The sequence below is a fragment of the Carnobacteriaceae bacterium zg-84 genome (assembly GCA_013874835.1).
Lineage (GTDB): Bacteria > Bacillota > Bacilli > Lactobacillales > Aerococcaceae > WM01.
Genome location: CP059430.1, coordinates 1,007,012 through 1,021,004, shown reverse-complemented (window position 1 = coordinate 1,021,004; position 13,993 = coordinate 1,007,012). Strand labels below are relative to the sequence as shown.

At 31.5% G+C, this 13,993-nt stretch carries 10 protein-coding genes; 8 read left to right on the top strand and 2 right to left on the bottom strand.

Annotation, left to right across the window (positions count from 1 at the left end; translation table 11 throughout):
* Nucleotides 1-7 precede the first annotated feature (7 nt).
* The 3 genes from H1220_04765 to essC are packed head-to-tail and all read left to right on the top strand — an operon-like array spanning nucleotide 8 to nucleotide 4,848.
* Nucleotides 8-262 (top strand): hypothetical protein, encoded by a 255-nt coding sequence (locus H1220_04765; protein ID QMI85061.1) that lies wholly within the window; start codon nucleotides 8-10, stop codon nucleotides 260-262.
* Nucleotides 240-1,352 (top strand): hypothetical protein, encoded by a 1,113-nt coding sequence (locus H1220_04760; protein QMI85060.1) that lies wholly within the window; start codon nucleotides 240-242, stop codon nucleotides 1,350-1,352. Before H1220_04765 ends, H1220_04760 begins: the two co-directional genes overlap by 23 nt.
* On the top strand, nucleotides 1,345-4,848 hold the full coding sequence (gene essC, locus H1220_04755) for a type VII secretion protein EssC (GenBank protein QMI85059.1): 3,504 nt from the start codon (nucleotides 1,345-1,347) through the stop codon (nucleotides 4,846-4,848). Before H1220_04760 ends, essC begins: the two co-directional genes overlap by 8 nt.
* Before the next feature lie 35 nt (nucleotides 4,849-4,883).
* On the opposite strand, the gene H1220_04750 is transcribed toward essC, so the two are convergent.
* Together H1220_04750 and H1220_04745 are read right to left on the bottom strand one after the other, a co-directional pair.
* Entirely contained in the window at nucleotides 4,884-6,287 is a 1,404-nt protein-coding gene (locus H1220_04750; protein QMI85058.1) for an IS1182 family transposase, read from the bottom strand.
* A gap of 255 nt (nucleotides 6,288-6,542) precedes the next feature.
* Entirely contained in the window at nucleotides 6,543-7,154 is a 612-nt protein-coding gene (locus H1220_04745; GenBank protein QMI85057.1) for a hypothetical protein, read from the bottom strand.
* A 163-nt stretch (nucleotides 7,155-7,317) separates the two neighbouring features.
* Between H1220_04745 and H1220_04740 the strand changes: the two genes are divergently transcribed.
* The 5 genes from H1220_04740 (at nucleotide 7,318) to H1220_04720 (ending at nucleotide 13,936) form a co-directional block, all read left to right on the top strand.
* Nucleotides 7,318-8,265 (top strand): methionyl-tRNA formyltransferase, encoded by a 948-nt coding sequence (locus H1220_04740; protein QMI85056.1) that lies wholly within the window; start codon nucleotides 7,318-7,320, stop codon nucleotides 8,263-8,265.
* A gap of 52 nt (nucleotides 8,266-8,317) precedes the next feature.
* Entirely contained in the window at nucleotides 8,318-9,619 is a 1,302-nt protein-coding gene (gene rsmB / locus H1220_04735; GenBank protein QMI86654.1) for a 16S rRNA (cytosine(967)-C(5))-methyltransferase RsmB, read from the top strand.
* Nucleotides 9,620-9,634: 15 nt separating this feature from the next.
* Nucleotides 9,635-10,384 carry a Stp1/IreP family PP2C-type Ser/Thr phosphatase gene (locus H1220_04730; protein QMI85055.1) on the top strand — a complete coding sequence of 250 codons (750 nt, stop codon included), beginning with the start codon at nucleotides 9,635-9,637 and terminating at the stop codon, nucleotides 10,382-10,384.
* A gap of 2 nt (nucleotides 10,385-10,386) precedes the next feature.
* The gene (gene pknB, locus H1220_04725; protein QMI85054.1) at nucleotides 10,387-12,300 is read left to right on the top strand and encodes a Stk1 family PASTA domain-containing Ser/Thr kinase; all 1,914 of its coding nucleotides are present in this window, start codon (nucleotides 10,387-10,389) and stop codon (nucleotides 12,298-12,300) included.
* A gap of 262 nt (nucleotides 12,301-12,562) precedes the next feature.
* Nucleotides 12,563-13,936, top strand: coding sequence for an FAD-dependent oxidoreductase (locus H1220_04720; GenBank protein ID QMI85053.1), 1,374 nt, complete (start codon nucleotides 12,563-12,565; stop codon nucleotides 13,934-13,936).
* Nucleotides 13,937-13,993: the final 57 nt, after the last annotated feature.

Below are 13,993 nucleotides of genomic sequence, written 5' to 3'. Positions count from 1 at the left end.
TGTATTTATGATTGGTATTACATTAGTAAAAGACAATAAAGAAATTGATCTACTCGTTCCAAGTAAAGTGACCATGCATCAATTAAAAGAACTTATTTATAATATGTTTGAGCATCATGGTATTGCACTGAAATATCCTTTTCAACTCGTTGTAAAAAATAAATGTATACATATTGGAGAATATGATGTATTAGAAGATTATGGTATTGCAACGGGAGATAAATTTGAAATGATTGTTGATGATACGCATGACAGGAAATAGTCAGTCTTTGCTATGTCAAGAGTTTGGGGACAAATTGATAGTTAGCTTAAATAAAAGTCAATATACGTGTGAGCATTTATCTATTATTAAATTATATTATACTATTGTAATAAAAGAAGAGATGCTCATTTGTGAATATGATATTAAAGATAGAGGATTTTCTTTAGAATCGTATAGAAATAATAAATTAAGTTATTTAGAAAAAATATGTATTGCTAAAAATATTGTCACCTACATCAAACAAATGGATATGTATACAGTACCTTATATTCATCCTAAAAACATTTATATTGCTGATGATATAACTATTCATATATGCCATGTTGGCATGCCTCATCTTGTCTATCCATATAAAGATTACCCAATGATGCAATATGTCAAAGCAATTTTATTATGGCTATTACATCCTAAATATTCTTTTGAACAATTACAATATGGGCAGTTTACACTTTCTGATACTTTTTCAAATCATTTACATCAAATAGAATCAATAGAGCAACTTGACACATATTTACAAGCAGAATATCAAAAAGAAATAAAGAAACAAAGAAAACAAAAAAAGTATGTTTCAAAGTATCTTTATGTTTTTTATAAAGTAGGATTTTTAGTTATGTCGGTTATTTTTGGGATGAATATTATAACAAAACCAATTTATGATACTATAGAATATCAATTACAAACAGCTTTTTTGAAAGGAGATTATGACTTTATCCAAGAGCAGTTAAAAGGAGAAAGTTTAGATAATTTATCACAAATCAAACGCTATTTATTAGCTTATGCAAGTATACAGCGACAAGATAGTAAATATATTCAAAAAATAGATGCATTAAAGACAATTTCTTTATCGTCATCATCACATGTATTAAATTTTTGGATTTATTTAGGAAAAAAAGATTATCAACAGGCACTTGAAGTGGCCAAAATAAATCAAGATAAACAAATGTTACTTTTAGCTTACTTACATCTATATGATACAACAAAAAAGACAGTTGAACTATCCGATACGCAAGAGCAATTATTAACGGAGTATAAAAAAGAAATTGACTATTTGTATCATGAATTGGATAAAAAAGAGGGTAAAAATGAGTAGTCATTCTTATTATGAAGTATATATATTTGATATATTATTAACAAAATTATCCATTCACAGACAAAATCCTATGATAAAACATGATGGTATTGTGTTTAGTTTAGTGAATAATAAGCTAATGATTGACGGAGAATATGTGGGTATAGGATTACATACAATAAAGCAATATTCATTGTTAGTCATAAAAAGTGAGAATGTTCATGATTTCTATTTTACATTGAGATCTGATATTGTTTTAACAATCGGAAAAGATGATTATAATGTTATAAAAATAGAAGAAGATATACACATACTTATCAATAACACACATGTGTGTATAGTGACACAAAATGATGTTCTCTATTATCAAAATAAATTGGTACAAGAAAATATGTATCCGATAATGGATAATATGCAGATGATGACAAAAAGTTTTCGATTAGAAAAGACAAATAATCAATGGCATATCATTCTCTTTTCCAATAAAGTTGTATGTCGTGATGATGCGATTTATAGACAACCACATATCTCATATAAACAGTCTGATTTTCCAAAATATTATCGGCATGTAAACATACATTTTGATAAACCACATCAGCGTTTTGTATTAAAATCAAAAGATAGTAAAAAAAGTAAACAATTAAGTCATGCTAAATCTTTTATCATTCCTTTTCTCACAACAATAAGTACTAGTTTATTTGGAAATGTATCTATTGTTTTAGTTGGTTTGTTTCTTAACATGTTGATATTGATAAGCCAATATGTATATAACAGATATAAAAATAAAAAATATATTGAACAAGAAAATAAAAATAAAGAAAAAGACTTCATGTATGCAGCATCTTGTATTGCTCAATCTTATCAAAAAGAACGAGAGATACTACAACAGAATTTTCCGTTTCCAAGTGAACTAGTACGATTGATGTCTGTATATGATACACGAATTTATGAAAGAGCTTATTATCATGACTATTTTTTAACCGTATCTTTAGGATTAGGAAGTGTTTCATCTAAACTGTCTATTGATATACAAAATGATGAGGATAAATTATTAAAAAAGCGATTTAGTAGACATGAACGTAGTCCTATTTCACTTTCGTTAAAAGAAAGTTACGTTGGTGTTGTCGGTACATATCAAAATATGATGTGTTTTTTAGAACATATATTGATACAATTAACTTTTTTCCATTCATATTTAGATGTGCAATTTGTCTGTCTTATATCAAAAGATGAATATAATAAAATATGGAGAAAATGGCGGTTTTTAAAGCATTTTTATATAAATGATTGTTGTATGAGAGGACTATGGTATCAAGAAGAACACAGACAAAAAGGATTAGATGCATTATATAATGTATTGTTAAAACGGAAAGATAAACTAAAAAAAGGGCATGTGTTTTTACCACATTATCTATTCATTGTAACAGACTATAAATATATAATAGAACATCCTATCTATCATTTATTAGAGAAATATCCCAATCAACTAGGTATGACTGTCATATTTATAAGTATTTCAAAATTGATGCTTCCACATATTGTAAAAGAAACAATCTTATTACACACTGAAGAAAAAGGACAAGTGCTGTCTGCTCAGTATGACTCTCATTTTTTTCTATATCCACCGACTCAACATATTGAAAATGGAATTAGATGTTTGTCAAATTTGATACATATTGATACGAAGAAACCGATGATGTCTACTTCTTTAAACTTTTTAGAGCAGTATCAAATATCGCAAGTATCCGAACTATCAATTTTACATCGCTGGCAAACAGCAAAAAGCTATCAATCTTTAAAAGTAACCATTGGCATCTCAGATAAAAATAATCGGGTTTATTGGGATTTACACGAATCAGAGCACGGTGCTCATGCGTTAATTGCAGGAATGACCGGTTCAGGAAAATCTCAATTTCTTATAACGTATTTATTAAGTCTTGCAGTTTCTTACTCACCAGAAGATATTTCGATGTTTATTATTGATTGGAAAGGTGGAGAAATTGTCTATGCGTTAGAAAAATTACCTCATATTGTTGGAGTAGTAACAAATTTAGATGAAAATCATGTATTACGTGCAATTCAAAGTTTAAAAGCAGAGATAAAGAAAAGGCAAGAAGCATTTGTTTATTATAGAGTATTTAATCTTAATGAGTATATCAAACGATATAAGGCACATAAACAATGTACCTCTGTATCTACAATGGAGCCACTTCCACATCTGTTTTTAATTTGTGATGAATTTGCCGAATTAAAAACATACGCTCCAGAATTTTTAATAGAATTAACATCAATCGCAAGGATTGGACGTTCTTTAGGCATTCATTTAATATTAGCTACACAAAAACCAAGTGGTATTATTAATGAACAAATGGAAAGTAATATTCAATCAAAAATTGTGTTAAAAGTAAATAGTGAGCAAGACTCTAATGAATTATTAAAAACACCAGATGCTGCTTATATTACAACGAGAGGAAGAGGATACTTAAAAATTGGACAAAAGAGTCAGATACTTTTTCAAAGTGGGTATACAGGTTGTTCAAATATGACAAAACAAGATATAGCTCTCACGATTTATAAAATAGATGATTTAGGGCAATCAATAAATGTATTGCCAACCGTACAGACAACAAAAGCAATGACTCAATTAGAAGCAATCATTTCAGAAATAGTATATGTACATAAAATGAGTTCTTTTAAAAAAGTACAAAAGGTACTTATACCACCTTTAGAAGAAAGCATCCTTATGCCGATTTTACAACATCATACTATGCCAGATATGTGTGCACCATTAGGTATTATTGATTTACCATTTTATCAAAAGCAAGAAATATATTTTTTTAATGTATGGCAGCAGTCCCATACTATTGTTTTTGGAAGTAAAGGGTATGGTAAAACAAGTACAATTTTGACAATGATATTATCTTTGACAATGTATCATTCTCCAGAATGGTTATACATATACATGGTAGATTTTGATTATTATCACTTATCTGCCTTTTTAGATTTACCACATGTATTAGAGTATGTATCTTACGATGAACAAGAAAAATTAAATCAGATGATACAACATATATATAGTATATTTACACAACGGAAAAAGATGAAACATATGAAAAAATATCCGACTATTTTAATATTTATAGATGATTATGATAGTTCTATGAGTTGTGAAAAATTAGAAGAGTGTTTATATCAAGTGATAAAAGAGGGAGCAGCGTTTTCCATATATGTTATCATGACTGTAAGTACAATGAACAATGTGCGTATGGCTTTATTAAATATGTTTCGTACAAAAATAGTATTGCATTTAAAGGAAAAGCAAGATGCTTTATATTTGCTTGGGAAATCTACTCTAATACCAAAAGCTATTAAAGGACGAGGATATATTATTCAAGAAGAACCGATATTGTGTCAAATATATACAGTCGAAAATATATGTGAACGTATAGAGTATATTTATCAATATTGGTGTAAACATCATATAACAAAAAAGTTAGAAAGTGTATATCAACATTAGTAAAAAGGCTTGAAATCAATGTTTTCAAGCCTTTTTCAGACTGTTGACAATAGCGATAAAAAATCCAACATATTTTTTAAAAATTGAAAAATATGTTGGATTTTGAATTTTAAAATACTAAATGAAGAATAATATCTCAAAAAATGGCTATCTCTCGTGAGTAGAATTGCCATTTTTTTCATATTTTGGGCAGCACAAGATAACCAAGTATAATCTTGCATCTTGGCTACTCCTCTATATTGTGCAAACCGATACCCATGATTTTGTTTAGAGTCTGCAAAACTACGCTCAATCGTTTCTTTCCGTCGTTTATATAGTGCTTTCCCAAATGTAGATAATCGACGTTCACGACATCTATCGTATACATCAGCATCTATCGCTCGACGTAGTATCCGTTTATTACTGTTATCGCTTATACGATACTGCTTATATCCTTGTCTATCAATGTTTCTGTAGGTGTAAATTTCTCCCGTACGTGTATCCGTAAAACAATCTCTAGATGAATCATATCGAAAAAACTTATGGTCAGGATTGCGATGAAAACGTCTATACCCAATCACAGAAAATATCTTTTTCTCTTCTAAAAATTTTAAAATGTCTTTTTTATAATACCCGCTATCTAACGCGACACAATTGACATCAAATTTAAATTTTTCCATCACATACGTTAATCGCGACACATACGGTACGCTATCATGCACGTTCCCCGGTGTAATAAAGCAGTCCACAATAAAGTTATGTTTACCATCGACACTACGATGGTCTAAGTACATAAATCCTTTTTCTTTATTATCCCGATGGTAATATCCGCTTTCTTTATCAGTCGTACTTTCTTTTATGTTTTTAGAGATGATTTTATCTGTGTAGCTAAAAGGCTTTTTTCCAATAGCTTCTCGTTCGGCGTTGATTTCGTTTTCTAAATCTCGCTTACGTTCTTGAACGGTTTCCATAACGGCGTTTCTAAATTTATTTTTATTGGCGTTTGCTTTAATGTGTGTGGAATCTGTGAATAATGCTGTCCCACTAATTAAATGATGTGAGATAGCTTGGTGTACAATAGTATTAAATATATCTTCAAACACAGACGTCCCTTGAAAACGGCGAATATAATTTTGAGAGAAAGTAGAATAATGTGGGGTAGGTTTAGAGAAAGGGAGGTTTAAAAACCATCTAAACGCTACATCCGTTTCGACACGTTTAATGGTTTCTCGCATGGATTTAATGCCATAAATATCTTTTAAAAAGACCAATTTAAATAAAACAACAGGGTCTAAACTATTGCGACCATTCGTATGGCTATAATAAGGAGAAGTAATCTCATAAATAAAATTGAAATCAATTGATTTATCAATTTTACGTAGTAAATGGTCTTTTGGTACTAATTCGGACAATGTGTTTAATATGATTTCGTCATTTGGGTGAGTTTCTTTATAAAACATAGATTTTTCCCTCCTTTTTCTTATCTCTATTATACCACTTTTAAGCGTTATTATCGTATCAGACGTTGTGGTACGAATGGCTTCGTTCTCGCACATGGTAGAGAACGAGCGATGTATCGTGTACATCGTGGTAAGCCGTACAACTTAACGTCTGATACGAAAAAAGACTGTCGACATTTTAATTTGTCAACAGTCTGAAAAAGGCTTGAAATCAATGTTTTCAAGCCTTTTTGAGTATTGTTAAATAAATAGTGACTAATCATGATCAATCTCAAGAACTTTTAATGTTGCATTATCAACTTTAACTTCTTTTTTCTGGTTGGCACTATATAGTTCTACTTCCCAATAAGTGATACCTAATTCTTGATCCAGACTGATTTTTGTGACAGTATCTACTGCTAATGTTTGTTTCACAGCATTCAAAACATTTGTGATGCTAGATAAAGAACTTGTGTTGATTGCTTCTTTTTGACGTTCAACACCATTTCTTTCATCACTGTCTAACATCTCTTCCTTTAAAATGACTTTATCTTTTGTTTGTGTATTTACTTGAATTGTTTTTTCTGAATCATTACCAATTAAGTCTACTTCAAATAAAGGAGTAGGGACATTTAATGTTAAACTGATACTTTCAATGTCAAAATCAGGAAAATCTTTTTTTACTAATGCTACAATCTCATTGACGTCATAATCAACTGTTGATGATGTTTGTGTAGAAGATTGTTTCATTATTGTCTGCTGCGCAGTTGTTTGTTGTGTTGTCGTTGTTGTGACAGAATGTGATATATTTTGTTGTGATTGATTTGAGCAAGCACACAAAATAAAAGTAGATAAAAATATCACTGTTTTTGAAAAATTTTTCTGCATAAAAATTACCTCCATTTTTATATCATTTAGAGATTATAGGAGATAGATTTTCATAAGTCAAATTTTTTAGAGCTTTTCAGAAGTATTCTTTGCAAGTCTTTTTATTGCTTGATATAATAGTTTTATATGAATTTTTCATGAGCCTTGGATAAAGGAGTTTTATATGTCTAAAAAAATAGTATTTATGGGAACACCTGAATTTTCTGTTCCCATTTTAAGAGCATTAGTTGAAAGTGAATATGAGGTTATTGGTGTTGTGACACAACCAGATAGATTGGTTGGGCGAAAAAAAGTATTAACTCCTTCTCCTGTAAAACGTGAAGCGTTGCTACATGGCATTGATGTGTATCAACCAGAGAAATTGGTTGGTTCGCAAGAGTTAGAAACACTTTTATCTTTAGATATTGATTTAATTGTCACAGCAGCTTACGGACAATTTTTACCGTCTGTTTTATTAAATCATCCAACATATCGTGCAATCAATGTACATGCTTCTTTGTTACCGAAATATAGAGGAGGAGCTCCTGTCCAATATGCCATTATGAATGGAGAAACACAAACGGGTGTAAGTATTATGTATATGGAACCAAAAATGGATGCTGGAGATATATTAAATCAAAAAGCTATTGATATTTTAGAAACAGACACTGTAGAAACGTTATTTGATTCATTAAGCTTATTAGGTAGAGAATTATTGATCGAAACTTTACCATGTTTATTTGAAGACACTATACAACCAATCAAACAAGATGAGTCAAAAGTGATTTTTTCACCAAATATTTCAAGAGAACAAGAAAAAATAAATTGGCATCAAACTGCCACTGACATCAATCGTCAAGTTAGAGCTATGAATAGTTGGCCGGGTGCTTATACATTATTGCACGGTGAACGGTTTAAAATATGGGAGGCTATTCCTGTTCAAGAACAGACGAATGAACCAGTTGGAACAATGATAAATATAACAGATACAGAAATTTTTGTCGCTTGTGGAGAGCACACAGTATTATCACTAAAAGTAGTACAACCGTCTGGGAAATCAAAAATGTCTATTGCTGATTTTTGTCGTGGTAGTGGTGCTCGATTAGAAAAAGGAGATTGTTTTGAAAAATAAGTCAATCGAATTAACAAAAGCACAACGTAAAAAAACAGTACGATATTTAGCCATGAAAATTTTAGTAGATGTCGAACAAAATCAAGCTTATGTCAATTTAAAGTTAGATGCTGTCTTAAAAGAAGTACCTTTATCTACAATAGATGCTAATTTATTAACAGAGATTGTTTACGGCGTCACACAAAGACGATTGACATTGGATTATCTACTAGAACCTTATGTAAAAAAAGCAATTCCTTTATGGTTACGAACAATTTTACGATTATCTACTTTTCAAATGATATTTCTCGATAAAATTCCTGCATATGCTATTTTGAATGAAGCGAGTGAAATTACAAAAATCAAAGCTGGTCAAAGTATTGTTAATTTTGTGAATGGTGTGTTGCGAAATATTGATAGAAATGGGAAAGAACGTTTATCTCATTTAATGATGCAACCAAGAACAAAAGAAGTTGTGTCACTACGTACGAGTTTGCCTATGTGGCTAGTGACGTATTTTGATACACTTTATGGTTTAGAAGAAACAGAAAAAATAGGATACTCATTACTCGAGAAACCTTATCTATCTGTTCGAGCATATGATGTAGATAAAGCAATAAATCAATTAAGTCAGACATTTATGTGTGAAAAAAGTCCATTGGCACCAAATGGTATACGTATACATTCGGGGCATGTTGCGCAAACATCTTTATTTTTACAAGGAGATATTACGATTCAAGATGAAAGTTCAATGCTTGTTGCATTGTGTGGAGCCTTGGAGGAAAGTGATAAAGTATTAGATGCATGTGCGGCACCAGGTGGAAAAACAACACATATCGCTCATTTTTTAAATAAAGAAAAGGGTGGTATAGTCTATGCATTGGATTTATACGAACATAAAATCAAATTGATTGAAGAAAATGCAAAACGACTTCACGTAGATGATGTTGTGGAGGCTATGATAAAAGATGCTCGAGATGTGTCGTCTTTTTCAGATAATTATTTTGATAAGGTGTTTGTAGATGCTCCGTGCTCCGGTTTAGGATTGATGCGGCGTAAACCAGATATTAAATATAGTAAAGTGTTTGATACAATTTCCTCACTTTCTGCTATACAAGAGGATATTCTTGAAAGTGTCTTTCCTAAAGTTGCCGTTGGAGGACGTTTAATTTATAGTACGTGTACCGTGACTTTGGAAGAAAACGAAAAACGAATGGCACAATTTTTAAAAACACATACTAATTTTGAGAGAGTGCCATTATATGATTTAAAATTACCAAAAGAATGTTATACTGAATACGGAGAAATTAGTATATTACCACATATGTTCGGCACAGATGGGTTTTATATTTGTTGTTTGAAACGTATAAAATAGAATGGAGGTGTACCAATGAAAATAGCTTTTCAAACAGATGTAGGTATGAAACGTGTCATAAATGAAGACGCCGTTGACGTTTTTCAAAATAAAGACGGTTTATATTTATGTGTTTTATGCGACGGTGTTGGGGGACATCAATCTGGAGAAGTTGCAAGCAAAACAGCTTTAACATATATGGGAGATATGTGGAAACAAGAAAAAGACATCACTATGGATACTATTTCCCATTGGTTAACATCACGAATAGAAGAAGTTAATGAGCTAATATTTAATCAAGCAAATCGTTTCTCAGATTTAAAAGGTATGTCAACAACGATTGTCTGTGCGATTATGATAGATGATAAATTGATTACAGCACATGTGGGAGATAGTCGTGTGTATGTTTATCGACACGGGGCTATTAAACAAGTAACGTATGATCATACACTTGTGAATGATTTGTTAGCTTTAGGTGGTTTAAATGAAGAAGAAGCTAAAAATCATCCGATGAAGCATGTCATTACAAGAGCTGTTGGTAATAAAAAAACAGTACAAATAGATGTTACAACAGTGACTTTGATAGATAATGACGGTATATTGATTTGTTCCGACGGATTAACAGACATGCTCTCAGATGAAGAAATTGCATCATCATTTAAAGAATATCCAGCAGTTGATGATCGTGTCAAAGGATTGATACAGAAAGCCAATGTCGCTGGAGGACGAGATAATATTAGTGTATTGATTATGAAATATGAAGAACAAAATGAAAGGAGAGGGTAATAATGGTAGCAGTTGGAGATGTTCTAAGTCAACGTTATAAACTTGAACGTTTTATTGGTAGCGGTGGTACGGCAACAGTCTATTTAGCGAAAGATTTAATTTTGGATAGACAAGTCGCTGTTAAAATTTTACGCTACGATTTTTATAATGATGAAAAAACATTAAAAAGATTTCAACGTGAAGCACGTGCAGTCAGTGAACTTGTTCATGAAAATATTGTAGAGTTATACGACGTAGACGATGATGGGCAAAATAGATATTTAGTTATGGAACATGTTGACGGAACTGATTTGAAGCAGTATATTCGTGAACATTATCCACTATCATTGGTTGAAGTTGTCAACATTATGACACAAGTCGTCAATGCTGTTTCTGTTGCGCATCATAAAGGGATTATTCACCGTGACTTAAAAACACAAAATATTTTAATCAGAAAAGACGGAGTGATTAAAATTACTGATTTTGGTATTGCGATCGGATTGAGTGATACAGCCGTTACACAAACTAATACTCTGGTAGGCTCTATTCATTACCTTTCACCTGAACAATCTAGAGGCGGCTCAGCTACGAATCAATCTGATATTTATGCTTTAGGGATTATTTTGTATGAATTGATTATGGGAGAAGTGCCATTTAATGGAGATTCAGCTGTATCTATTGCCATGAAACATTTCCAAAGTCCAATGCCGAGTATTGTTGAAAATGCTGTTCAAACAGTACCGCAAAGTTTAGAAAATGTTTTATTAAGAGCGACTACTAAAAATCCAAAATATCGTTATCCGTCATGTACGAGCATGTTACAAGATTTAAGAACCTGTCTAAAATTAAGTCGACAAAATGAAAAGAAATTTATAGAACCTAGCGGTAAACCAGTTGTGAAACAGCCTAGTAATGTGAGTGGCAATGTTGTCGTAAAACCTAAGACTCCCCCGTCCAAGCCAACATTTAAACCGCAAAAGAAAAAGAGTAAAAAAGGTTTTGTTTTGTTTGCGATGTTATTTGCTGCCTTGCTCGTTATTGGTGCAGGAACAATGTTTTTACTAGCTAATAGACCTAAAGATGTCCAAGTGCCAGAGGTTGTTGGAAAAACAGAAGTAGATGCTACTAAATTGTTAGCAGATATTGGGTTAATTGTTGAAAAAGTAGAAAAAGAAAAAAGTGATACTGTCAAAGAAGGTATGGCAATTAAGACAGATCCAAAAAGTAATACTGTGGTGAAACAAAATAGCAAAGTGATTTTATATGTGAGTTCAGGAGAAAATATGGAAACATTTGAGGACTACACGAATAAAGAATACAGTGCTATTTATACAGAACTGATAAAAAAAGGATATATCATTGAACGTAAAACAGAAGCGAGTGCAACGGTTAAAGCGGGATATATCATATCGCAAAGTATCCAAAGTGGTACGAAAGTGACACCAAAAGGAACCGTTGTTACTTTTACAGTAAGTTCGGGAGAAATTACTTTTGAAAATTATACTAACCAATTATTTGAAACAGTCAAAGGGAAATTGGTTTCTGAAGGATTTAATGTCACAAAAGAAGAGGTTCATAGTAATACAGTTAAAGAAGGCTATATTGTCGATCAGTCCATTACAGCTGGAACAAAAGTAAACCCAACACAAACGAGTGTGAAATTTTTTGTGAGTATTGGTAAAAAAGAAATTACAATGCCAAATCTATACGGCTCTAGTAAAGAATTTGTTGAAAATCAATTAAGTGACTTAGGTGTGACATATATTCTAAAACAAGAGTATTCTGAAAATCCAGTTGGTACTGTGATCCAACAATCTATTCCTGCAGGGTCAGTAATTAAAGAGGGTGTTGAAGTAACGATTACCATTTCAAGAGGAAAACAAAATCAAACAACGACAACTGAAACAACTACAGAAACGACGAGAAGAAGATACTAAAAATAAAAGGTAGTGAATGGTTATTCTCATTCACTACCTTTTTCTATCGTTGAAAAGACTATTAAATACATTGACTAGTACACTTTATTATAGAACTTGAAAATTTTGGATAAATATGGTGAAAAATACCTCCAAAATAAATATGGAAACGTATATAAATAAGATTGCAACAGAAAAAAAATGTGTTATACTATGTAGTGTAGTAAGAGTTATCATACTATTGCAAATTACATTTTTCACAATAGAAAGGTTGGATAAACAGATGAGTAAAATTGTTGTTGTCGGAGCAAACCATGCCGGTACAGCGTGTATCAATACAATCTTAGGAAATTATGGCGATCAAAATGAAGTTGTTGTATTTGACCAAAACTCAAATATTTCATTTTTAGGTTGCGGAATGGCTTTATGGATTGGGAAACAAATTGCAGGTCCAGAAGGATTATTCTATTCAGACAAACAAAAATTAGAAGCTGCTGGTGCAAAAGTTTATATGAATTCACCAGTTGAATCAATTGATTTTGATAAAAAAGAAGTTCACGTACTGATTAACGGTACTGAAAAACATGTTGAATCATACGAAAAATTGATTTTAGCAACAGGTTCACAACCAATTATTCCACCAATTAAAGGTGTTGAATTAGTACCAGGTACACGTGAATTTAAAGCAACTTTAGAAAACTTACAATTTGTTAAATTGTACCAAAACTCTGAAGAAGTGATTGAAAAATTAAAAAATAAAGACATCAAACGTGTTGCAGTTGTTGGTGCGGGTTATATTGGTGTAGAACTTGCTGAAGCATTTGAACGCTTAGGTAAAGAAGTTACTTTAGTAGATGTTGCTGAAACATGTTTAGGTGGATACTATGACAAAGATTTCACAGAATTGATGAGCCAAAACTTAAAAGATCACAATATTAAATTAGCATTTGGTCAAACAGTACAAGCTGTTGAAGGAAATGGTAAAGTTGAACGCTTAGTAACAGATAAAGAAACATTTGATGTTGATATGGTTATTTTAGCTGTTGGTTTCCGTCCAAATACAGCATTAGGAAATGGTCGATTAGAATTATTCAGAAATGGTGCATTCTTAGTTAACAAATCTCAAGAAACAAGCATGAAAGATGTTTATGCGATTGGTGACTGTGCAACAGTTTATGATAACTCAATTAACGATACAAGTTACATTGCATTAGCAACAAATGCTGTTCGTTCAGGTTTAGTTGCTGCACACAATGTAGCTGGTAAACATTTAGAATCAATTGGTGTACAAGGTTCAAACGGTATTTGTATTTATGATCTAAAAATGGTATCAACAGGTTTAACATTAGAAAAAGCAAAACGTGCTGGATATAATGCTGTTGTTACAGAATTTTCTGATTTACAAAAACCAGAATTTATTGAACATGACAACCATGAAGTAAAAATCAAAATCGTTTACGACAAAGACACTCGTGTTGTCTTAGGTTGCCAAATGGCATCTAAAGAAGATATGTCAATGGGTATTCATATGTTCTCATTAGCTATTCAAGAAAAAGTAACAATTGAAAGATTAGCTTTATTAGACATCTTCTTCTTACCACACTTCAACAAACCTTATAACTATATTACAATGGCTGCTTTAACAGCTAAAGATTAGTTTATTTATCAAAAGGTATAGCCTTTTAGGTGTTGATAGCCTTCCGAAAGGAAGCTA